The 22,079-nt window shown below is 63.6% G+C and carries 23 protein-coding genes and 2 pseudogenes; 10 read left to right on the top strand and 15 right to left on the bottom strand.

Translation table 11 applies throughout. The annotated features are described in order from the left end of the window. Positions 1-21 precede the first annotated feature (21 nt). The gene (locus JT360_RS27650; protein WP_214475725.1) at positions 22-510 is read right to left on the bottom strand and encodes a GNAT family N-acetyltransferase; all 489 of its coding nucleotides are present in this window, start codon (positions 508-510) and stop codon (positions 22-24) included. A 5-nt stretch (positions 511-515) separates the two neighbouring features. Next, positions 516-1,445 carry a lytic transglycosylase domain-containing protein gene (locus tag JT360_RS27645; protein ID WP_214475723.1) on the bottom strand — a complete coding sequence of 310 codons (930 nt, stop codon included), beginning with the start codon at positions 1,443-1,445 and terminating at the stop codon, positions 516-518. A 180-nt stretch (positions 1,446-1,625) separates the two neighbouring features. On the opposite strand from JT360_RS27645, the gene JT360_RS27640 reads away from it, so the two are divergent. After that, complete coding sequence (locus JT360_RS27640) at positions 1,626-2,195, top strand: methylated-DNA--[protein]-cysteine S-methyltransferase (RefSeq protein WP_214475722.1); 570 nt, start codon at positions 1,626-1,628, stop codon at positions 2,193-2,195. A gap of 24 nt (positions 2,196-2,219) precedes the next feature. Here JT360_RS27640 and JT360_RS27635 read toward each other — a convergent pair whose 3' ends face one another. Together JT360_RS27635 and JT360_RS27630 are read right to left on the bottom strand one after the other, a co-directional pair. After that, complete coding sequence (locus JT360_RS27635) at positions 2,220-2,708, bottom strand: nuclear transport factor 2 family protein (protein ID WP_214475720.1); 489 nt, start codon at positions 2,706-2,708, stop codon at positions 2,220-2,222. Between the two features lie 188 nt (positions 2,709-2,896). Beyond that, positions 2,897-3,802, bottom strand: coding sequence for an MBL fold metallo-hydrolase (locus tag JT360_RS27630; protein WP_214475718.1), 906 nt, complete (start codon positions 3,800-3,802; stop codon positions 2,897-2,899). Between the two features lie 166 nt (positions 3,803-3,968). On the opposite strand from JT360_RS27630, the gene JT360_RS27625 reads away from it, so the two are divergent. Next, positions 3,969-4,859 carry a LysR family transcriptional regulator gene (locus tag JT360_RS27625; RefSeq protein ID WP_214475716.1) on the top strand — a complete coding sequence of 297 codons (891 nt, stop codon included), beginning with the start codon at positions 3,969-3,971 and terminating at the stop codon, positions 4,857-4,859. A gap of 69 nt (positions 4,860-4,928) precedes the next feature. On the opposite strand, the gene JT360_RS27620 is transcribed toward JT360_RS27625, so the two are convergent. Next, positions 4,929-5,255, bottom strand: a complete 327-nt coding sequence (locus tag JT360_RS27620; protein ID WP_214475714.1) for a hypothetical protein — start codon at positions 5,253-5,255, stop codon at positions 4,929-4,931. 276 nt (positions 5,256-5,531) lie between these two features. Here JT360_RS27620 and JT360_RS27615 point away from each other — a divergent pair, with 276 nt between their 5' ends. The 3 genes and pseudogenes from JT360_RS27615 to JT360_RS33780 all read left to right on the top strand — a co-directional run. Continuing rightward, positions 5,532-5,744: a cold-shock protein gene (locus JT360_RS27615; protein ID WP_010910991.1), complete on the top strand. Its 213-nt coding sequence runs from the start codon at positions 5,532-5,534 to the stop codon at positions 5,742-5,744. Between the two features lie 270 nt (positions 5,745-6,014). Then, positions 6,015-6,215, top strand: coding sequence for a hypothetical protein (locus JT360_RS27610; protein ID WP_214475712.1), 201 nt, complete (start codon positions 6,015-6,017; stop codon positions 6,213-6,215). Beyond that, a pseudogene (locus tag JT360_RS33780) lies at positions 6,212-6,454 on the top strand (type II toxin-antitoxin system RelE family toxin); the annotation flags it as partial. The gene JT360_RS27610 and the pseudogene JT360_RS33780, both read left to right, overlap by 4 nt. Before the next feature lie 97 nt (positions 6,455-6,551). Here JT360_RS33780 and JT360_RS27605 read toward each other — a convergent pair. From JT360_RS27605 to JT360_RS27595, 3 genes are all read right to left on the bottom strand, one after another. Further along, positions 6,552-7,160, bottom strand: a complete 609-nt coding sequence (locus JT360_RS27605; RefSeq protein ID WP_214475710.1) for a glutathione S-transferase family protein — start codon at positions 7,158-7,160, stop codon at positions 6,552-6,554. Positions 7,161-7,268: 108 nt separating this feature from the next. Then, entirely contained in the window at positions 7,269-8,117 is an 849-nt protein-coding gene (locus tag JT360_RS27600) for an EAL domain-containing protein (RefSeq protein ID WP_214475709.1), read from the bottom strand. Beyond that, positions 8,114-9,010, bottom strand: a complete 897-nt coding sequence (locus tag JT360_RS27595) for an EAL domain-containing protein (RefSeq protein WP_214475707.1) — start codon at positions 9,008-9,010, stop codon at positions 8,114-8,116. The genes JT360_RS27600 and JT360_RS27595 overlap by 4 nt, the downstream gene beginning before the upstream one ends. A 217-nt stretch (positions 9,011-9,227) precedes the next feature. Here JT360_RS27595 and JT360_RS27590 point away from each other — a divergent pair, with 217 nt between their 5' ends. Further along, entirely contained in the window at positions 9,228-10,430 is a 1,203-nt protein-coding gene (locus JT360_RS27590) for a pyridoxal phosphate-dependent aminotransferase (protein WP_214475705.1), read from the top strand. 69 nt (positions 10,431-10,499) lie between these two features. Here JT360_RS27590 and JT360_RS27585 read toward each other — a convergent pair whose 3' ends face one another. Next, positions 10,500-10,895 (bottom strand): (R)-mandelonitrile lyase, encoded by a 396-nt coding sequence (locus tag JT360_RS27585; RefSeq protein ID WP_214475703.1) that lies wholly within the window; start codon positions 10,893-10,895, stop codon positions 10,500-10,502. Between the two features lie 325 nt (positions 10,896-11,220). Here JT360_RS27585 and JT360_RS27580 point away from each other — a divergent pair, with 325 nt between their 5' ends. Beyond that, complete coding sequence (locus JT360_RS27580; RefSeq protein WP_214475701.1) at positions 11,221-13,272, top strand: elongation factor G; 2,052 nt, start codon at positions 11,221-11,223, stop codon at positions 13,270-13,272. Between the two features lie 774 nt (positions 13,273-14,046). Further along, positions 14,047-14,554, top strand: a pseudogene (locus JT360_RS27575) (methyltransferase family protein). Positions 14,555-14,849: 295 nt separating this feature from the next. On the opposite strand, the gene JT360_RS27570 reads toward JT360_RS27575, so the two are convergent. Together JT360_RS27570 and trxB are read right to left on the bottom strand one after the other, a co-directional pair. Next, positions 14,850-15,746 (bottom strand): LysR family transcriptional regulator, encoded by an 897-nt coding sequence (locus JT360_RS27570; RefSeq protein WP_013893578.1) that lies wholly within the window; start codon positions 15,744-15,746, stop codon positions 14,850-14,852. A gap of 90 nt (positions 15,747-15,836) precedes the next feature. Continuing rightward, a complete protein-coding gene (gene trxB, locus JT360_RS27565) occupies positions 15,837-16,811 on the bottom strand; it encodes a thioredoxin-disulfide reductase (RefSeq protein ID WP_214475699.1) in 975 nt (324 codons plus the stop codon). A gap of 261 nt (positions 16,812-17,072) precedes the next feature. Between trxB and JT360_RS27560 the strand changes: the two genes are divergently transcribed. Next, entirely contained in the window at positions 17,073-17,552 is a 480-nt protein-coding gene (locus JT360_RS27560; RefSeq protein ID WP_214475698.1) for an Lrp/AsnC family transcriptional regulator, read from the top strand. 182 nt (positions 17,553-17,734) lie between these two features. Beyond that, positions 17,735-18,529: a glycosyltransferase family 2 protein gene (locus JT360_RS27555; RefSeq protein WP_214475696.1), complete on the top strand. Its 795-nt coding sequence runs from the start codon at positions 17,735-17,737 to the stop codon at positions 18,527-18,529. Positions 18,530-18,544: 15 nt separating this feature from the next. On the opposite strand, the gene gmhB is transcribed toward JT360_RS27555, so the two are convergent. From gmhB to JT360_RS27535, 4 genes are all read right to left on the bottom strand, one after another. After that, on the bottom strand, positions 18,545-19,198 hold the full coding sequence (gmhB, locus tag JT360_RS27550) for a D-glycero-beta-D-manno-heptose 1,7-bisphosphate 7-phosphatase (protein ID WP_214475694.1): 654 nt from the start codon (positions 19,196-19,198) through the stop codon (positions 18,545-18,547). After that, positions 19,191-19,763: a D-sedoheptulose-7-phosphate isomerase gene (locus tag JT360_RS27545; RefSeq protein ID WP_214475692.1), complete on the bottom strand. Its 573-nt coding sequence runs from the start codon at positions 19,761-19,763 to the stop codon at positions 19,191-19,193. The genes gmhB and JT360_RS27545 overlap by 8 nt, the downstream gene beginning before the upstream one ends. A 7-nt stretch (positions 19,764-19,770) precedes the next feature. Then, complete coding sequence (gene rfaE1 / locus JT360_RS27540) at positions 19,771-21,264, bottom strand: D-glycero-beta-D-manno-heptose-7-phosphate kinase (protein WP_214475691.1); 1,494 nt, start codon at positions 21,262-21,264, stop codon at positions 19,771-19,773. 117 nt (positions 21,265-21,381) lie between these two features. Continuing rightward, positions 21,382-22,014: a LysE family translocator gene (locus JT360_RS27535; protein ID WP_214475689.1), complete on the bottom strand. Its 633-nt coding sequence runs from the start codon at positions 22,012-22,014 to the stop codon at positions 21,382-21,384. Between the last annotated feature and the right edge of the window lie 65 nt (positions 22,015-22,079).

Here is a 22,079-nt window from a genome sequence, read left to right as displayed (position 1 = left end):
CGGTCCGCGCCCGGAGCGGCCTCAGCCTTCCCAGGCGACGGGCATCATCCCCAGCCGCTCATAGAGCCGCACGGCGGCGGCGTTCTCGACCGTGTTGGTCTTCAAGTCGACACGGTCGGCACCGCGTTCGCGAAAGGTGGTAAAGGCATGCCACATCAGCGCTTCGCCGATGCCCTTGCCGCGCGCCTCGGGATGAACGGCGAGATCCTTGATGAACCCCCTCGTCCAGCACAGCGCCGCGGCCGCCAGCCGGCCCTTGGCGTCGATGACGAGGAAGCATAGCGCCGGGTCGAATTCGGGGTCGCCCGAGATGCGCGGCCACCATTCGTCAAATGGGCCGTCAGTGCCGTCGTCGAACACTTCGCCGAGCAGCGCGTGCAGGGGCAGCGCGTCACCAGGCTCGAAAGAGCGCATGGTGAAACCATCCGGCCAGTGCGGTGCAACGAGCGTCTCGTCGAGGATCTTGCGCAGCCGGATGTCGTTGAGGGCCGGCGGGCGCGGTTCGGGCATCGCGCTCAGGCGTCGGGCTGCGGGCGCTTGCGGTCGGTGCCGAGGCCCGTCGCCTCGAGCAGGCCTTTGCGCTTGGCGTCGAAATAGTATCCGGTCTGGTAAAGCCAGTCGGCCTTCTTGGCGTTGCCGCCGGCCACCAGCCAGGCGCCACGCAGATATTTGACCGCGTATTTGAGGTTGGTCTCGGCGTCGAACAGGCCCCTGGCCGGCCCGTCATAGCCCATGCCGCGCGCCGTCGCGTGCTTGATCTGCATCAGCCCCCAATGGCCATTGTTGTAGGCCTTGGGATTGTAGGTGCTTTCGCGGTTGACGACATGCCGCACCAGATCCACCGGCACCTGATAGAGGGCGGCATATTTGAGGATCAGCCGGTCGACATCGCCGCGCATGCCGGTGGCGTGGTCTTCTTCCGGGGCAGCCGGGGTAAGTGGCGCGGACGGAAACTGCACCAGTGCAGCCGGATTCTGCGGCACGATATAAGCCGCCTGCTGCACGCCGGGCATTTTCTGGCCGCCCTTGGCGACCGCGGGCACGACAAGCCCGGCGGTCGTATATGTCTCGGCCGCCTTGACCGGCTGACCCGCCTTGGTGGGCGGCGGCGCCTGCCAGGCATTGGCGGTCATGACAGCGGGCGACGCAGGCGTCGCCCCGGCGAAGGCAGCGGTCGCCGCGGTCGGCTGGGCGGCGGCGTCGAGCGGCGCGGCGGTCGGGCCAGGCGTCAATTCGGCCGTTTGGACGGGAGCGATGCCCGAGGATTGCGGCAGCACCGACACCGTCTCCGGCAGCGGTACCGTGAAGCCGGCATCGCTGCCCGCGACATCAGCGGTTTCGGTCAGCGAGGGCGCGGCTTTCATCTGCGAGGTCGAGGTGCAGCCGCTGATGCCAGCCGCCGCCACGATCACGCCGATCGCGATAAGGGTTTGTTTTGCTGGCAAGCCGCGCTCGGGTCCGGTTTGTCGGGTGTTAAGAATTTCCTTACACCAGCGATTCTTGGGTAGCAATCGGGGCCATCTGGTGGTTTTCGGGTGGCGAGAGCTGGGCTCCGATGCCATATTGTTCCTGATATGTACCGGCAGGAATCCCGGAGTTCGCCGCTTTGCGGAAAGGAGCGCATCATGGAAACGACATCTTCGATCACAGCCGGCCACGCAGTGTTAGAAACAGTGATCGGTTTCATGGGCATCGCCTGGAGCGAAAAGGGCCTCATCCGGCTCTGCCTGCCCGAACGCAGCCGCGAAGCGGTGGAGCGGCGGCTGATGCGCCATCCCGGCGTTTCCGCCTCCACGGCCCAGCCGCCATGGGTGGTCGACCTCATCGCTTCGATCAAGGCCTACGCGGCGGGCGAGGACGTCGATTTCTTCGGCGTGCCGGTCGATCTCGACGGCATCGACGACTTCCGCCTCGCCATCTATGACGCGGCGCGAAAACTCAGCTATGGCGAAACCACAACCTATGGCGAACTGGCCAAGCGCGCCGGCCATGCCGGCCTGCCGCGCGAAACCGGTGCTGCCCTTGGCGCCAATCCGGTGCCGCTGATCATCCCCTGCCACCGCATCCTTGCCGCAGGCGGCAAGATCGGCGGCTTCTCGGCGCCCGGCGGTTCGGTCACCAAGGAGAAGATGCTGGCCATGGAAGGCGTGCGCGTCGGCCCGCCGCCGCCTGCGCAGGTTTCCTTCGGGTTTTGAACCGGCGGCTGGGGAGCGCCTGGATCAGTACATTGGTCGCTTGTTCGCCGGATTGGCCGGCACCGGCTGCATCACGTCCCAATGCTCGGCGATCTTGCCACCATCGACGCGGAAAATATCCACGATGACGGTCTCCGGCGTGTCGCCCATCTTCGGCTGGACGACCTCCGTCATGACAAGGTCGCCTTCGGCGATCACCCGCTTGAAATCCACCTTCTGTTTTGGCCAATGGGCAACACCCATTGTTTCGAGAAGCTGTCTGACCGAGTCGCGACCGTCGGTCATCGTCGGGTTGTGCTGGATATAGTTGCCCGCCCAATAGCGATCGAGCGCGGTAAGGTCATGGTCGCCGAACAGCGCCTGATAGGCCTTCAGGACAAGCGCCCTGTTTTCCTGGGTCAGTTGATGCTGTCGAACCGCCTCCTTGGCTGGCTTGGCGTTTCCCGCATGTGCGGCGACAGTGAGAACCACGACGGCGAAAGTGGCCGCCGCGAAGGATTCAAGGCGCAACATGTATGGCTCCGTGGATTGTGTGGATGTCAGATCAAGGCGCGCGCCGGGACCGTATCGACGCCTGCGCAGGGGGATGCCTCCGCCTCGGTTCATTCGATGTCGGGGAAAGAACGGCTGCAAGATCGCCGCCGTTCTCCTCGGAGGTTCCCTCGACAGTCCGGCGGATCAATTCGAGGTTCGGTGCCACGTCAGCCCCACTTCATCTCACCCTTGGCGACCTTGGATCCGATATCGAGGGCGACGCCCATGCCGAGACCTGGAAAGCGGGCCTCCATGGCCGCCTTTAGCGCTGCGCTGTTGGCCGCCTTGTTCAGCTCTTCCTCGAAGGCGCGGAGATAGGATTTGGTGAATTCCACGGCCGATGGACCTGTCGCGGCATCGGGGGTCATATGGCCAGGCACCACGACGGCGGGGTGGCGCGCTGCAACCGCATCCAGTGTCTTGATCCAGGCGGCACGGCTTTCCCTGGTCTGCGTGTCGGCGGTCCAGACATGAACACCCGCGAAGATCATCACGCCGCCGAACACGGCGTTGAGCGACGGCACGAACAGGTACCGGCGATTGGCGAGTCCATCTTCCGCATTGACGATCTCGATCGTCTCGCCGTCGATCGTGAGCGTTGCATCGTCGAACGCCTCGGGCAAGACGATGTCGGTCAGCGCCTGAGGGCCATTTTCTTTCAATTGCGGACCCCAGACCGCGAGCTTCTTCTCCACACTGTCCTTGATGGCTTGGAGCGTGGCTGAAGCAGCGATCACCCTTGCCTCCGGGAAGGCTTCCCGCACCGGCTTCAGGCTGAAGTAATAATCGGGATCGGACTGGCTGACATAGATGGTGGTCAGCTTTTTGCCGGTGGCCTTGATGGCTTCGGCGAGCGCCTTGCCGTCCGGATAGGTGAAACCGCCATCGATCAGCAGGGCCTCGCTCGGGCCGGACAGCAGCACCGGCGCGCGGAAGAAGCCGTTCGGACCGGCCGGGAAATGTTTCCAGTCAAGCTTGCTGCCCGCGGCCTGGCCGCGCTCGGCGGATGCGAAGACGGCGGTTGCGCCGATGGCCAATGAGGTCTTCATGATCTGTCTTCTTGTTGTGAACATGGAATAGCTCCTTCGAATGGAATGGGATCAGGTCGCGGTGGCAATCCGCGGGTCCGCCGCTGATTGAGAGAACAGCGGGAAAGTAGCTCCGCTGGATTAATTGATAAATTACCTATAATAATACAAACTGTATGCTGTAAGCTTACAATAAACCGAAGGCGTCCCCGTGGAACCGATCAACCTCAACCGCCTCGCCTATTTTTCCACCGTCATCGACGCGGGTTCGTTTACCCGAGCAGCCGAGCGGCTTGGCATCACGAAAGCGGTCGTCAGCCAACAGGTCGCCCGCCTTGAAGCCGAACTGCAGACCACGCTTCTGGTGCGCACGACGCGGAGGCTCGAGCCGACCGAAGCAGGCCGCCTTCTGCATGCACGTTGCGTCATGATCCTGCGGGACGTTGAGGAGGCAGTCGCTGAGGTCGGCGAGGGCAACACCGAAGTGGCCGGTGTGCTGCGCGTTTCCGCGTCCAATGACTATGGCGCGATCGTGTTGGCCCCGATCGCCGCCCGTTTTCGGCAGAAATTTCCGGCCTGCGGCGTCGAACTGTTCATTTCCGATGCCATAATTGACTTGATCGGCAGCAAGATAGACCTGTCCATCCGGGTCGGCTGGCTGGAAGACTCCAGTCTGCAGGCGCGCCGCATCGGCACCTTCCGGCAGATCCTGGTCGCTTCGCGGGATTTCGCCGCCAAGGTCACGGTGGACGAACCGGAAGATCTTGCTTCTATGCCGCTCGTTGCCAATTCCGTCCTTCGCAAGCCGTTCACCTGGAGCTTCACCCGAGGCGATTTCGAGCGGCGGACCGTCACCATGCGCGAGACGTTCTCCATCAACTCGACACCGGCCGTCCTCGAAGCGACGCTCGCCGGCGGCGGACTGGCGGTTCTGCCGGACTATCTGGTCGCTGACTATCTATCGCAGGGTCGTCTCGTCCATATGCTCCCTGACTGGGCGCTGCCCTCCGGGGGCATTCACGTGGTCTACCCAGCCGCGCGCTTTCGCCCGCAAAAGGTGACGCGGTTCGTGTCCATGCTCATGGAACAGATCCGCGAATGAAAGCGCATTGCCGCCGAGAGGTGCAGTTGTTCAGCTGAGCGAAGGCTCCCGGTGCAGTCGATGTGTGGCCTAGTTGTTGTGGAAGAACCGCCGGCGAAAATGCTCATTGTCCGGTCGCTTGCAGATATAGACCGGGCAGGACTTGGTGTCGGCGCTCGGCACATAGGCGCGCGTCCTCACCTCGCCCATGGTGCAGAACTGCTGGCTCTGGACATAGCGATCATAGAGCGGCAGCCCGGGCACCCGCGTCGACTGGTAGCGCAGGATAACGGCGCCCTGCCGCGCGATCGTCGACTTCACCTTGCCGCAGCTCATATGCGTCGGATCGTAGCGCGAGATCGCCTGCGCCTCGGCGGCCACCAGCGTCAGGCAGGCGGCAAGCACAATGGTTTTCATGGTCCTCTCCCCCTGATCCGCCGCCCAGGGACGGCGCGATCTGTCGCAACGGTTTCACTGGATTGGGGCGGCTATTGGGTGACCCCGATCACGGCTTTTTCACGCAGTCTTGTTTTTCGAACGAAAGCAGCCTATATCAGCCCCATTGATATTTCGGCCGATCGATCCGGGCCTCGCGATCTTCGCGTTTGCTGACGTCTATCTCCAAAATCTCGATGCACACCGGCTGGACTTCGGTCTGGTCAAACTAAAGCAAATGTTGAAGGACTATCTAAAATGGCAACTGGAACGGTCAAGTGGTTCAACGCCACCAAGGGCTTCGGCTTCATCCAGCCTGACGCGGGCGGCGCGGACGTTTTCGTCCACATCTCCGCTGTCGAGCGCGCTGGACTGTCGACCCTGGTCGAAGGCCAGAAGATCAACTTCGAGATCGAGCAGGACCGCCGCACTGGCAAGTCGTCCGCTGGATCTCTGAGCAAGGCAGCCTGATTTTGCGAATGGCGCGCGCCGGGCGAGAGTCCGGGGCGCGCGGCAAGTCACGGATGTACTGACGGTCGCGCGAGAAGCGCGCCGGAGCGAATGACCCGAGAAGCTGGAACAGCAGATAGCTGCCAGCCCGGACCGGACGCTCCCGATCAGGCTACCGAAAATGGGAAGGCGGGATTTATCCCGCCTTTTTGTTGTCCGCGGTTAGGCGCCGCGGCCGGCGCAATAATCCCACCGGTGGTACTTTTAGCCCAATAGTGGTACCATTCGGCTATGACCAAACTTGAACAGATCGAAAAATCCGTCGCATCGCTGAGCCCCGAGGAACTGAAGGCATTCGCCGCCTGGTTCGAGACGCTCCAGGCGGATATGTGGGACCGGCAGATGGAAGCCGACGCGAAGGCGGGCCGGTTGGACAAGCTTGCCGAACAGGCCCTGGCCGACCATCGGGCTGGCCGGACGCGGCCTCTGTGAACCACGTCGCCTCCCCATCATTCTGGGAGGCCTATGATAAGCTGCCATCGTCGATCAAGGCAAAGGCGGAGAGGCGCTTTGCCAGACTGCGTTCTGATCCTTTTCATCCTTCGTTGCATTTCAAACAGGTCGGTCGCTATTGGTCGGCGCGAGTTGACGAAAGCTACCGTGCTGTTGCCATGCGCAACAATGAAGATGTGATCTGGTTCTGGATCGGCACTCACGCCGACTACGACCATCCCTCGGGTTCTTGGCCGCAAGCCAGACCGGCCGTCCCGCCTTTTGGTTCGCCCCATCCGGAACGAGCCGCGAAGCGGCGACTAGCCCGGGACAAGGCTACCCCACCCACCCGATCGGCACATGCCCAGGATCGGCCTCCACGCGGCCAAGCCAGGCCACGACCGCCGGATAGGCGTCGAGCTGGAAGCCGCCCTGCTCCGCCGTATGTGTATAGGCATAGAGCGCGATGTCGGCGACGCTGAACACACTGCCGGCGAAGAAGGCGTTGTTTTCCAGATATTTGTTCATCACGCCGAGCGCCTTGTTGCCGCGCTCCAGCGTCACCGCCAGCCGCTCCGGCGTCGCATCCCCGGCGCGTTCGGGAAACGTCAGCAGCGCCTTGCGCACGGCGATGTAGGGCTCGTGGCTGTATTGCTCGAAGAACAGCCATTGATAGGCGAGCCCGCGCTCATATTTGTCGGCCGGCAGGAAGCGCGTGCCTTCGGCGAGATAGAGCAGGATGGCGTTGGATTCGGCCAGCCGCCGGCCGTCGTCGAACTCGAGCAGCGGCACCATGGCGTTCGGATTCTTGGCGACAAAGTCGGCTTTTCGCGTCTCGCCGGTATGCGAACTCACTTCGATCGTGGTGAAGGCGAGGCCAAGCTTGGCCATCAGCAGGCGCGGCTTGTAGCAATTGCCGCTGTCGATCATGCTGTAAAGTATCATTTGCCGGTCTCCCGAAGCGCTGCCTTGCAAAGGCGATTATCGCAGCGGCGGCGTGCTCAACCAATGATTTGTTTTGGCGCGACCCATCAGCGCCGCTGATGCAAAGTCCTACCCAAACAGCGGCACGACCTTGCTGTCCCTGCCCAGCAGCGCGTCGACGGACAGCGGCTCCTCATTGAAGATCGTCCCGGCCAGCGCCGGCCGGGCCAGAAGAAAGCCCTGCAGCAGGTCGACGCCGCCCTCGAGCGCGACGCGCAGATGGACGGGTTGCTCGATGCCTTCGACCAGCACCCTGGCGCCGCGGTCGTGCAGGCTGGACACCAGCGGGCGGAAGAACCGTTCGGCGGCGGCGTGGCGGCAGAACTCCGCGAACCAGCCGCCATCGATCTTGACGATATCGGGCTTGAGCAGGCTCACCCGCTCCTCGGTCGAGTGGCCGGTGCCGAAATCGTCGATGGCGATGCGGATGCCGTCGCGCCGCATTTCGCGCACCAGCCGGGCGAGAAGCGCGTCGTCCGCCGCCTGTTCGGTGATCTCGCAGACCAGCATGCCGGGCGCGAGGCCGAGTTCGCTGAGATGCCGGCTCATCAGCCGGATCTCGGCCAGCGCCCGCTCGCCATGGTCGTTGATCATCGGATTGTAGTTGAAGAACAGATCGAGCCCGTCGACGCCGATATTGTGGAAATTCCTGAGATGCAGCATCCGGCACATGGTCTCGACAAACAGCCGGTCCGGCGCAGCAACGCTTTCGAAGAATGCCCGCGGCGACCCTGCCCGGCCGGCACGGTGCGGCTCGATCAGGCCCTCGACCGCCACCGCGTGCAGCGTGCCGCCGAGCGGGACGAAGATCGGCTGGTAGGCGCTGCGCAGTCGGAAATCGCCATGGATGCCATATTCGATGCCGACCTCGTCGGCGAAGATCGCTTTGCTGGCATCGCGCCGCCGCTCGGGCTTCATGGCGCAACCCTGCGCCCGAAGGCTTTTGCCGGCCGCGCCGTTTGCGGCGCGGCCGTGGCAACAGGCGCAGTCCCAGTCGTGGCGCAGGCGGGTTCCGGCGTGACTTTGCCGAGAACGCGAAAACTGGTCGGCGCCAGTTCCGGCCGCGCCAGCACGAAACCCTGGACCATTGAAGCGCCGGACTTCTCGGCCAGTTCCAGTTGCCAGCCCTCCTCGATGCCCTCGAACACCGTGCGGATGCCTTGCTCCTCGAAGCTTTTCACCATGGTGGTCAAGAGCGCGAAGCCGGCACCGGATTCCATCAGCTGCGTGATCCAGGTGGCGTCGAACTTGACGATGTCGGGCCTCAGCTCCTTGATGCGGTTGATGTCGGAATCGTCGGCGCCATAGTCATCGACGGCGATGCGAAACCCATTGCCTTTCAATGCCGCGACGAAGCTGTGCAGGGTCTCCTGCGATGCCGATCTCTGCTCCGTCACCTCGCACACGACGCGGCCCGGATTGATGCCGGCCTGGTGCAGCACGAGCCGCATTTCGCGCAAGGAATTGTCGGCGACCGCCCGCTCGGTGAACACCGACGGGTCGAAATTGATGAAGATCGACGCTTCCTGCGGCAGGCAGACGCCGGCATTGAGGAGGTGCAGCGTCCTGGTCAGCGCCTCGATATGCAGCCGGTCGGCGGCCGGGCAGGTCGAGAAGAACGTCATCGGCGATTGCGGCTCGCCGTCACGAAACGGCCGGATCAGCCCTTCGAAGGCGGCCATCGACAGCTTGCCTTCCTTGAAGGCGAAGATCGGCTGGAAGGCACTTTGCAGCGTATAAATGCCCCAGACACCGGTCGAGGTGCCGTCATCATGACGGATGATATGGGCTAGCCCAATGCTGCGCGACACGGTTCCTCGCTCCGCGAATTGGCGGAATGGATTGCGATCCTGCCATGCAAGCCTCTACCGCCCGTTAATGAATTTAGTGTTGCGATCACGGGTCCCGATCACAGCGGCTTGACGGCTGGATCAGCCAACAATGCTTGCACTGAGCGAAATCATGCGACATGAGAAGCGCCGCGGCCGCTCCTGGCCGCGCCGATCCTCTCAGGAGAGACAAAAGGTCATGGCCTTTCTTGCCGACACCCTTTCGCGCGTAAAACCTTCCGCCACCATCGCGGTGACGCAGAAAGCGCGCGAGCTGAAAAATGCCGGCCGCGACATTATCGGCCTCGGTGCCGGCGAACCGGATTTCGACACGCCCGACAACATCAAGAATGCGGCGATCGAGGCGATCCGCCGCGGCGAGACCAAATACCCGCCGGTTTCGGGCATCGTGCCGCTGCGCGAGGCGATCGCGAAAAAGTTCAAGCGCGAGAACAATCTCGACTACAGACCCGAGCAGACCATCGTCGGCACCGGCGGCAAGCAGATCCTGTTCAACGCCTTCATGGCGACGCTCAATCCCGGCGACGAGGTCATCATCCCGCGGCCCTACTGGGTCAGCTATCCCGAAATGGTGGCGATCTGCGGCGGCACGTCGGTGTTTGCCGACACCTCGATCGACAATGGCTTCAAATTGACCGCTGAAGTGCTCGAAAGGGCGATCACGCCGAAGACCAAATGGCTGCTGATGAACTCGCCGTCCAACCCGTCGGGCGCCGCCTACACGCAAGCTGAACTGCGCGCGCTGGCCGATGTGCTGTTGAAGCATCCGCATGTCTGGACGCTGACCGACGACATGTACGAGCACCTGACCTATGGCGACTTCGTCTTCAAGACCATCGCCGAGGTCGAGCCGAAGCTCTATGAGCGCACGCTGACCATGAACGGCGTGTCGAAGGCCTATGCGATGACCGGCTGGCGCATCGGTTATGCCGCGGGGCCTGTCCAGCTGATCAAGGCGATGGACATGATCCAGGGCCAGCAGACCTCGGGCGCCTGCACCATCGCGCAGTGGGCGTCGGTCGAAGCGCTCAACGGCCCGCAGGACTTCATCGCCAGGAACAAGGCGATCTTCCAGGGCAGGCGCGATCTTGTCGTCTCGATGCTTAACCAGGCGCGCGGCATTACCTGTCCGTCGCCGGAAGGTGCCTTCTATGTCTATCCGTCCTGCGCGCAGCTGATCGGCAAGAAGACGAAAACCGGCAAGGTGATCGACACCGACGAGGCCTTCTCAGCGGAATTGCTCGAAGCCGAAGGCGTCGCGGTGGTGTTCGGCTCGGCCTTCGGTCTCGGCCCTAACTTCCGCATCTCCTACGCCACTTCGGAGGCGTTGCTGGAGGAAGCCTGCACGCGCATCCAGCGCTTTACCGCATCGCTGACCTGATCGGGCGCGTCATCGCAACCAACGAAAACCCGGCTCGACGCCGGGTTTTTTGTGAGCCGGGCCCGGCACTCAGCCGCCATATTGTTCGGCGGTCACCGCTTCCAACCAGTCGGCATGGACACCGTCCAGTGCTTCCTGCATGGCGATATGCGTCATCGCCGATTTCGGCGCCGCACCATGCCAGTGCTTTTCGCCGGGCGCGAACGAGATCACGTCGCCGGCCCTGATCTCCTGGACCGGGCCATCCCATGTCTGGGCAAGGCCGGCGCCCGAAGTGACATAGAGTGTCTGGCCAAGCGGATGCGTGTGCCAGTGGGTGCGCGCGCCGGGCTCGAAGCTGACCAGCGTGGCTCGCAACCGCGCCGGCGCCTCCGCCTCGATGATCGGCGTCTGCAGCACCCGGCCGGAAAAATATTTTTCCGGCGCAATGATGGTCGGCACGCTGCCGCAGGCAATGATCTTCATCGTGGTGATCCTCGGTCGTATGGCGGGCGGCAAAAGCCACCCCGCTCCTGGTGATTGAGTGTGGACCGCACCTTCCTCCCATATCCGGCGCCGCGCAACCGCGCATGGAACCCTCGCTGATACCGCCTGATGTGCCGTCCATGCCGATTTGTATTTTCCTTGCCCTGCCAGCAAACAAGTGGGACGATGCATCAGGGCAGGTGGACATGAACAGAACCCCGCCCGCGACGGTCGAACAGGCCGGCCGCCGCTCAGGACCGATTGACCACGCCTGAACCATGCATGCCAGTCGGTCCCACGGGAAACGCCTGAGTGGAGGTCAGTCATGGGTACTCGCGCCGGAGGACGACGCACGGGACCGAAATGCATTGCCATAGTCGGTCCCTTCGCAAGCGGTAAGACGACACTTCTCGAAGCCATATTGGCCCGTACGGGCGCCATTCCCCGACAAAATCCCGTTTCATCCGGCAACACCGTTTCCGATCATTCGCCCGAGGCGCGCGCCCACGCCATGAGCGTCGAGGCGACGATCGCAACCACCGAATTCATGGGCGAGCAGATCACCTTCGTCGACTGCCCCGGCTCGATCGAATTCTCCTTCGAAGCCGAACCGGTACTGGCCGCCTGCGACCTCGCCGTGGTCGTGGCCGAACCCGACGAAAAGAAGATCCCTGCCCTGCAGCTCATCATGCGCAAGCTCGACGAGCTCGGCGTGCCGCGCATCCTCTTCCTCAACAAGGTCGACAAGGCGATCGCAGGCGTGCGCGACACGCTGAAGATGCTGCAGCCGGCAAGCTCGGTGCCGCTCTTGCTGCGCCAGATTCCGCTGCGCAAGGACGGCGTCGTCATCGGCTCGATCGATCTGGCGCTGGAGCGCGCCTACATCTACCGCGAATATGCCGAAAGCGAGGTGGCTGAGATACCGGGCGACGACAAGGCGCGCGAATTGGAAGCGCGCTTTTCCATGCTGGAAACCCTGGCCGACCATGACGACCAGTTGATGGAACAGCTGCTCGAGGAGATCGAGCCGCCGAAGGATGCGATCTTCGACGACCTCGCGGCCGATCTGCGCGACGGCGCCGTGACGCCAGTGCTGATCGGCACCGCCGAGAAGGGCAATGGCGTGCTGCGCCTGCTGAAGACGATCCGCCATGACGCGCCCGATATCGAGGCGACCCGCAAGCGCCTCGGCGCGACCGACGGCAACGCCACCGTGATCCAGGTGATGAAGACCATCCACACGCCGCATGGCGGCAAGCTGTCGGTGTCGCGCATCCTGTCCGGCCAGGTCGCCGACGGCTTGGAACTCTGGCTGCCCGGCGGCGACACGGCCAAGGTTTCCGGCATCTACAGGATGCTCGGCAAGGACCAGTTCAAGCTCACTGCCGCCAAGGCCGGCGACACCGTGGCGCTGGGAAAACTGGACGACGTCAAGACCGGCCAGACGCTGACCTCGGCCAGGAGCGGCACCAAACAACTGTTCGACGTCGAGCCGCCGCAGCCGGTCTTCGCCTTCGCGCTGCGACCGAAGGAGCGTAAGGACGAGGTGAAGATGTCGGCCGCCATCCAGCGGCTGGCCGAGGAGGACCCCTCGCTCAGCCTGCGCCACAACCAGGACTCGGCCGAGACGGTGCTGTCCGGCCATGGCGAGATGCATCTGCGCGTCGTGCGCGAGCGGCTGGAAGGCAAGAACCAGATTCCGGTCGAAGGCCATGCGCCGGCCGTGCCCTATCGCGAGACGATCCGCAAATCGACGCAGCAGCGCGGCCGTCACAAGAAACAGTCGGGCGGCCATGGCCAGTTCGGCGATGTGGTGATCGAGATCAAGCCGCTGCCGCGCGGCTCCGGCTTCCAGTTCACCGACACCATCAGCGGCGGCGTCGTGCCGAAAACCTACATCCAGTCGGTCGAAACCGGCGTACGCGATTATCTGAAGTCCGGCCCGCTCGGGTTCCCGGTGGTCGACGTCGCCGTCAACCTGTCGGACGGCTCCTACCATGCGGTGGATTCCTCCGACATGGCCTTCCAGATGGCGGCGAAGCTGGCAATGAAGGAAGGCATGGCCGCCTGCTCGCCGGTGCTTCTGGAGCCGGTGATGAAGGTCGAGATCGTCACGCCGTCGGACGCGACGTCGAAGATCATCGCTCTGATCCCGCAGCGGCGCGGCCAGATCCTCGGTTATGACGCGCGGCCCGACTGGCCGGGATGGGATGTCGTCGAGGCAACCATGCCGCAAGCCGAGATCGGCGACCTGATCATCGAGTTGCGTTCGGCCACCTCAGGCGTCGCCAGCTACCGTGCCGCCTTCGACCACATGGCCGAACTCACCGGCCGCCTTGCCGACGAAGCGATGAACACCAATGGCAAGGCTGCGTGATTCCGTCCAATGCATGTCGCCCAAAAGTGCGCAGCGGTTTTGGGACAACGCCATGCATAAAACAAACGCCCCCTCGAAAGTTCGAGGGGGCAAGAACCAAAAACGACGCCCGGGGGACCGGACGCCGTTTTGTTTGCGGACCGTTTTTATGGGAGGAGAAACGGCAGGTCCGCCGCATTTGCTGTCGCCGAGTTTCGGCAAAAAAGGTTCGGACGCGGTAGCCGCCTGAGCCCGGGTCGTCCGAGTGATGCCCCCATCTCCCGTCCGAACCACACCGCGTCCTATGTTCTACTTAGCAGATCGAGGGTGCCCTTGTCATGTTACCAGAGGTTACATGACACTGTTACGCGGCAATTCTGGTGAATTTCCCGGTCGCTCCGGCAGGGTCCGGGCAACAAAAAAGCCGGATCAATGAAGATCCGGCTGAGTTTGATTGGAAGTGCCTGTTAAGGCTAACCTCCAGAGGGGAACACTCGAGGGCGCTAATGGGAGGAGAACGCGCCCAGGAGATGATCTATATATGTGCTCATCATGCCCAAGAAACAAGCATCTATTTTGCAACACACGCATGCAAAAAAACGCAGGCTGTGGTCTAACCCATCCCCGGCACCAATAGGACCAGAAAAATCGTCGAAATCGAGCCCATTGCTGGGTCATTGTCGTCGCGAAAACGTCAATCCCGGGCGATTTTGCTCCAAAAAATCGGAAACACCCGATGACCTGGAATCAGGCAGTGGCCGTTTAATTCTGAGGCAGCCAGGCGAGGAACGGCCAATGCGTCCTTTTTCAGCGCTTGCCGGCAGCGGCATCTTCCTGATCGCGGCACCTGGCGTGGTTGCCGGACTGATCCCCTGGCTGCTCAGCGATCACTGGGGCCTGCCATGGTCTGCTTTGCCGGGCTTTGTCCCGGCCGGCGGCGTCATCATCGTCGCCGCGGCCGCCGTGCTGCTGCACGCCCTTCGCCCGCTTCGCGCTGGAGGGGCTGGGCACGCCAGCCCCGGTCGCGCCGACCGAGAAGCTGGTGATCGGCGGCATCTACCGCCATGTCCGCAATCCCATGTATGTCGCCGTGCTGTCTATCATCCTCGGCCAGGCGCTATTGTTCTCGAGCTGGACGCTTGTCGCCTATGCCATGATCGGTGCGATCGCCATGGGCTCCTTCGTCAAGTTCTACGAGGAGCCGACGCTGGCCAGCCGCTACGGCCCCGAATATGAAACCTACCGCCGCAACGTACCGGGCTGGCTGCCGCGCCTGACGCCCTGGCGGGGAACCCAGCCCTGAGCGAGGACGGACATGCCCGCGTGCGAGGAAATCCCCTCCGGGGTCTGTGGGCCCGCACCACTGGCGGGGCGATGCGGGCCCGGCCAAGGCTTGGTAGCCCCGACCAGCAGCGAGGGGTCGCTGCCTTCATTGAAACCAGCCGACAAATATCAGGTTCCGCTAATATAAAAAAATGCCGCCACCATTCAGCAGTGGGCCACCCAGCGGTTGGTGGTCCACGTCTCGCTTATAAGGCTGACGGCGCCATTGTGGAGCCGAAGCCACCATTTGCAGACCGGCTGAATCGACATGGCCCTCAGAAGGACCAGCTGCGCGCCTTGGCAATGATGAAGTCGCGGAAGACGTGCAGCTTCGCCTGGTTCTTCATCGCGTCAGGATAGGCGAAATAAGTGTCGAAGGACGGCACCTCGGTTTCCGGCAGCAGCTGCACCAGGCCCGAGTCCTTGCTGATCACATAATCGGGCAGCATGGCGATGCCGGCGCCGCCCTGCACCGCGCGCTTGATCGACAGGATGTCGTTGATCTGCAGCGACGGCACGCGCTGGCCGCCCTCGAAATCGCCGACCGTCTCCAGCCAGTTCAGCTCCGACAGATGCGAGGGGACCGGCAGGCCGAAGGTGACGATGCGATGGGTTCTGAGCTCCGCGACCGAGGCCGGCTTGCCGTGCTTGGCGACATAGGAAGGTGCCGCGTAGAGGTGGAAATGCACGGTGAACAGGCGGCGCTGGATCAGGTCGGGCTGCTGCGGCTGGCGCAGCCGGATGGCGCAGTCGGCCTGGCGCATGGTGAGGTCGAGCTCCTCATTGGCGAGGATCAGCTGCAGGCTGATTTCGGGGTAGAGTTCGATGAATTCCTGCACCCGCTCGGTCAGCCAGCCGGCGCCGAGACCGACGGTCGTCGTCACCCTGAGCACGCCGGAGGGCCGGTCCTTGGTCTCGGTCAGGCGCGATTTTATGGTCTCGAGCTTCATCAGCACGTCGTGCGCCGTGCGGAACAGCATCTCGCCCTGTTCGGTCAGCACCAGGCCGCGGGCATGACGGTTGAACAGCGGCACGCCGACGTCATGCTCGAGCGCGCTGACCTGCCGCGATATCGCCGATTGCGACAGATGCAATGTCTCGGCCGCATGCGTAAACGATCCCGCTTCCGCCGCAGCGTGAAACACGCGTAGCTTGTCCCAGTCCAACGCCATGATTCCCCTCGTTCTGTTTGGCGTCTGAATGAAAAATCAGGCTTTTACACGACGTTTCTAAGCCGTTTTTCCAACAGTTGACAGCGGCCCCTATTCCGCTGCTTCGCGATGCACCTCGATGCCGGCCAGATATTTTTCCGCTTCCAGCGCGGCCATGCAGCCGAGCCCCGCCGCCGTCACCGCCTGGCGATAGATATCATCGGTCACGTCGCCGGCAGCGAACACGCCAGGCACGTCGGTGCGGGTCGAATCCGGCGCCGTCCACAGATAGCCGTTCGGCTTCTGCTTCAGCTTGCCGACGAACAGTTCGACCGCCGGTGCGTGACCGATCGCCACGAACACGCCGTCGACCTTGAGGTGCGTTTCAACGCCGGTCACCGCATGCTTGAGCTTCAGCCCCTCTACCGATGGCGGCAGAGGCGCCTTGCCGGGGCGCCCGGTGATCTCGTCGACCACCGTGTCCCAGATGACGCGGACATTGTCTTTCTGCAGCAGCCGCTCACGCAGGATACGCTCGGCGCGGAAGTCGCTGCGCCGATGGATGACCGTCACGCTCTTGGCGAGGTTCGACAGATAGAGCGCCTCTTCCACCGCCGAATTGCCGCCGCCGACCACCGCGACATCCTTGCCGCGATAGAAGAAGCCATCGCAGGTGGCGCAGGCCGAGACGCCGAAGCCCATGAAATCCTGCTCGGTCGGAATACCCAGCCACTTGGCCTGCGCGCCGGTGGCGATGATCAGCGCATCGGCCGTGTAGGTGGTTCCCGAATCGCCCTTGGCGCGGAACGGCCGCACGTTGAGGTCGACCTCGGTGATGATGTCGTTGATGATGTCGGTGCCGACATGTTCGGCCTGCTTGAGCATCTGTTCCATCAGCCACGGTCCCTGGATGGGATCGGCGAAGCCGGGATAGTTTTCGACATCGGTAGTGATCATCAGCTGGCCGCCTTGCTGCAGGCCGGCGACCAGCATCGGCTTCAGCATGGCACGTGCGGCATAGACCGCCGCCGTGTAGCCGGCCGGGCCGGAACCGATGATGAGAACGGGCGCGTGCTTGGTGGTCATTTAAAGCCTCTGCGGGGCAGACAACGAACGTGTCTTGGAAAGGACGTGGAATGTCGCGCGTAATGTAAGGGTTGCCAATCACGCCAGCAAGACGGACGGGCCGTCGTCCCCGGAAAGCTTCGGCCCATATGCATATTCGTGCGATGACCGCTTTCGTTACCGTTCTGAAATCGCGTTGATGAGGGCTGGCGTCGACACAAAAGTCGTTTAATTACAAAATCGCGAAAGATTCTTGCGCCACCCTGATCATCGAGAACCCTAATGCCACTCAAGGCCGACCTCGACGCCATCGACTGGAAGATCCTGCGCGAGTTGCAGGCGGACGGGCGCATGACCAATGTCGAGCTGTCGAACCGCGTCGGCATTTCGGCGCCGCCCTGCCTGCGCCGGGTCAAGCGGCTGGAGGAAGCCGGCATCATCCGCGGCTATCGCGCGCTGCTCAACGCCCCTGCGCTCGGCCTCGATGTCGTCGCCTTCTGCCTGGTCGGCCTGCATCACCAGGCCGACGCCGAACTGCGCACCTTCGCCGAGCGTACGCGCGGCTGGCCGATCGTTCGCGATGCCTGGATGGTCTCGGGCGAATCCGATTTCCTGCTGCACTGCGTGGCAAGCGACCTCGGCGCCTTCCAGACATTCGTCATCGAGGAGCTGACCTCGACCCCGAATGTCGACACGGTGCGCACCGCTCTCACCATCCGCCGGGTCAAGGATGAAGGCCTGGTCTCGTTCGAACACCCCTGAGGCAGAGCGAAGGCCTGTACGCCGGCGAATTCCTTACCTTCGCCACACCGGCGCCCCGTTGGTATCAGACAGACGCTGATGTACAAGGCTGGACGGCCTGCCGGACTTCGCCGCTCAACTGCGCTTGAACAGAGAGCGCAAGCAGCGTTGTTCCGGGGACGGCCCGCCATGGGAAGGGGACCATGACTCGATTTGCAAGCCCGGTTTCGGCGCTTATCATCTGCGTGAACGAGGCCGACATGATCGGCCCGTGCCTGGAAAGCATCGACTTCTGCGCCGAGATCATCATCGTCGATTCCGGTTCGACGGATGGCACCGTCGAATGCGTGGAAAGCTATATCGCCAAGGGCTACCCGATAACGCTGCTGCACAATGACTGGCCGGGTTTTCCCCGTCAGCGGCAGTTCGCGCTCGACCACGCCAATCAGCCCTGGTGTCTTTCGATCGACCCGGACGAGCGCGTCGACGACCGGCTGCGGCAGTCGATCGTGGCCGCCACGCAGGCGACAGACAACAAGATCAGCGGCTGGTACATCCGCCGCCGCGATTGGCTGAAAGGCTACGGCTACGCGCACCGCTGGGTGCTGCACAACAGGCTGATGCGGCTTTTCCGCCGGGAAGGCGCCACCATGGATCTCACCGCGCGGGTGCACGAATCGTTCGGCGTGCCGGGCGAGACCGGCACGATCGAAGACGGTGTCTTGCTGCATCGCCGCGAAATATCGGTCGAAGAGGATCTTGCCCGGGCCAACGCCTATTCCGGCCTCAAGGCCGTCACGCTGGTCGAGAAGGGCAAGAAGGCCGGCCTGGTGCGGCTGGTGCTGTCGCCGTTTGGCAACTTCCTGAAATTCTACCTGGCCAAGCGCTACTTCCTGTGCGGCCGGCACGGTTTCGTCTACTCGATGTCGGTGATGATCTATTCCTTCGCTACCGAGGCCAAGCTCTACGAAGCCTCGGAGCACAACGATCCTGTGTGAGCCATAAGGCCTGGATCACGACCCGTTGTCCCTGCCGAGCGCTTCGATGGCGGGGAGCAGGCCGGCGAGGTCATCGCCGTCATCCAGGCGCCTGATGGCGAAGCCAGGCTGAGCCGCCGCCTCGCCGTCCACCAGCCAACCCTGTGCCAAGCCGGCGCGCCGTCCCGCCTGCATGTCGGCCAGCTTGTCGCCGACGATCAAGGAGCGCTGGAGATCGAGATCAAGGCGTTTGCCCGCCTCGATCAGCATGCCCGGATTGGGCTTGCGCATCGGATGATCCGATATGGCCAGGGGTCCGAGGCCCGCCTCGTGGTAGGCACAGGCAAGCACCATGTCGACGGACACGCCGTGATCGCCCAACAGGTCGAGCACGCGGCTGTTGACCGCCGCAAAGACGCTCCAGCCGAAATAGCCGCGCGCGATGCCGGACTGGTTGGTCACCACCACGACTGGGATCCCGGCCCGGTTGGCGGCCGCGATCGCCGGCAGCATCTGTGGCCTGAGTTCGATCTCGGCCGGATCGCTGGGATAGTCGGTATCGACATTGATGGTGCCGTCGCGGTCGAGGAACAGCGCCGGCAAGTGCTGAGGGAAAACCCGGTCGCCGATCCGCTCGACCCACAATCCGGGCTCGATCAACGGATGCGGCATCCCCCCAACATCAGCCATTGTGCAGGCGGGCTTCGACCACTTCGCACAGATGATGGTAAAGGCAGAGGTGCCCCTGCTGGATGATCGGCGTCGAGGTCGAGGGCACATTGAGCAGGATATCGCACAGCGGCTTGAGCTTGCCGCCGGTGTCGCCGGTCAGGCCGATCACCCTCATGTCCATCGTCCGCGCCTGTTCGGCGGCGGCGAGGATGCTCGGCGAATTGCCGCTGGTCGAGATCGCCAGAAGCACGCCGCCGGCCGAGCCATGCGCCTCGACCTGGCGTGAAAACACCGTGTCGAAACCATAATCATTGCCCCAGGCGGTCAGCACCGCGGCATTGGCCGGCAACGCGATGACATTGTAGGCCTTGCGCTCCTTGAGGAAGCGGCCGACAAGTTCGCCGGCGATGTGGATTGCATCGCTGGCCGAGCCGCCATTGCCGGCGATCAGGAAGGCCTTGCCCGACGAAAGCGCCGTCACCACGGCGTCCGCCGCGCGCTCCATCTCGCCGGTCAGGTCGCGCTCGACCATCGCCGTGATCGCGGCCGCCGAGCGGACCAGATAGTCGTTCAGTTCAGACATGAAACCCTCAGTTCGTCGTGCCGCCCGCGCGCAATTTGCCGATGGTCCCGGTGGTGCTCTTGCCAGCGACGAGATCGACCAGCACGACGCGCCCGCCGGCCTTCTGCACCACATCGGCGCCGACCACCGTGTCGACCGTATAATCCGCGCCCTTGACCAATATATTGGGCAAAAGCGCCTCGATCAGCGCCAGCGGCGTATCCTCCTCGAACACCACGACCGCATCGACCGAGGCAAGCGCCGCGAGCACGCAGGCACGGTCATGCTGATCGTTGACCGGGCGGCCCGGCCCTTTCAGCCGCCGCACGGAGGCATCGCTGTTGAGGCCGAGCACCAGCCGGTCGCACTGGCTGCGCGCCGCATGCAAGAGGCTGACATGGCCGGCATGCAGGATGTCGAAGCAGCCATTGGTGAAGCCGACGCTCAGGCCCTCTTCCTTCCAGGCCGCGACCATGCGCGCCGCCGATGCGGCATCGAGGATGGCGTCCTTGTGGGCGGTCGGTCCGTGCGAGCGGAACAGCGCGCCGGTAAGCTCTTCGACCGTCAGCCGCGCGGTGCCACGCTTGCCGACGACGACGCCGCCGGCGGCATTGGCGATCGAGGCCGCGGCGACGGGATCGGCACCCGACGCGAGTGCCAGCGCGAATGTCGCGATCACCGTGTCGCCGGCGCCCGAGACATCGAACACTTCGCGCGCCTGGGTGGCGATGTGGCGCGCCTCATCCGGGCCGACGACGCTCATGCCCTTTTCGCTGCGGGTGGCGACGACGAATTCGAAACCATGCGCCGAGATCAGCTCGCGAGCGGCCGCGACGATCTCGTCATCGGCAAACACCGCATGGCCGACGGCCTCGCCAAGCTCTTTGCGGTTGGGTGTGATGGCGGTCGCGCCGGCATAGCGGGCATAATCGCGGCCTTTGGGGTCGACCAGCACCGGCTTGCCCGCCTCGCGGCAGATGGCGATCAGCTTGGCAGCGACCCCGTCGAGCAGGATGCCCTTGCCGTAATCGGACAGTATGACGATGTCGGCCCCCGCGAGTGCCGCGCGGAAATGCCGGATCAGCGCCGCCCGTTCCGTCTCGCCCAGCGGCTTGATCTCTTCCTCGTCGAAACGCAGCACCTGCTGATTGAGGGCGCTAAAGCGGCTCTTCGACGAGGTCATGCGGCCGCGCTGCTGCGCCAGGCCCGCTGTCTCGGCACCAAGCTCGCCAAGCATACACACCAGGCTGTCGCCGGCCGCGTCCGTGCCGAGCACCGAGACCGGAATGGCACGCGCGCCGAGCGAGACGATGTTGGCCACGACATTGCCGGCGCCGCCCATCGCCGAGGTTTCGCCGCGCCCGTGCAGCACCGGAATCGGCGCTTCCGGCGAAATCCGCTCGATGACGCCATTGACGAAGCGGTCGAGGATGATGTCGCCGACCACCAGCACGGCGACGTCGCCAAAGCGCGCAATGGCGCGGTGCAAGGGTTCGGGAGAAGGCGGATTGTGCTTGGTCATGTCACTGGCAACGCGCTGGGAAGAACCGTCTCGGGCTATATGGGGTCGGTTGGAGGGAACGGTCGTTCATGCCTGCCGATATACCGCAATTCGAGCCGGTGCAACGGCCACGCCGTGTCAGCTCTTCTGCAGCGCCACGTGGACGCCGAGCCCGACCAGCACCGCGCCGCCCGCTCGCTGCATCAGCCGCTGTGCCCGGCTCGAACGCCGCAGCCGGCCGATCACCAGGCCGGCCAGGAACACGCAGACAATGTCGGCCGAGGAGAACATCAAATTGACGATGGTGCCCAAGACCACGAATTGCAGCCAGACCGGGAGCGCCGCCGAGGCATCGATGAACTGCGGCAGGAACGCCATGAAGAAGATCGCGGTCTTGGGATTGAGCACCTCGACGGTGATGCTCTCGAAAAACGCGCGACGGGCCGATTTGCGCTCGATCGCGGGCAACGCCACGTCGCCCTCCCCGCGCTTGCGGAACAGCGAGACGCCGAGCCAGATCAAATAGAGCGCGCCGAACAGCTTGACCGCCATGTAGAGCGGCGGCACGGCATGGAACAGAACCGACAGGCCGGCGGCGGCTGCAAAGACATGGACATAGCCGCCGAGATGGATGCCAAGGGCCGCCGTCAGCCCCGACCAGCGCCCGCGCGCCATGGTCTGCGCCGCGGCATAAAGCATGGCTGGACCAGGGATATAGGCGAAGATCGCCGTGGTTGCGAAAAACGCGATGAGCAGTTCGGTCGACGGCATTTTTTCCTCACGATCTCGCCAGGCGGTGAGAACCGACTGAAGCGGCAGCTTTGCGGCGCCACTGT

This window comes from Mesorhizobium sp. dw_380 (genome assembly GCF_018588885.1).
Classification (GTDB): domain Bacteria; phylum Pseudomonadota; class Alphaproteobacteria; order Rhizobiales; family Rhizobiaceae; genus Mesorhizobium.
Note: the sequence above shows the minus strand (reverse complement) of the source record. Positions and strands in the feature narration are given on the sequence as shown.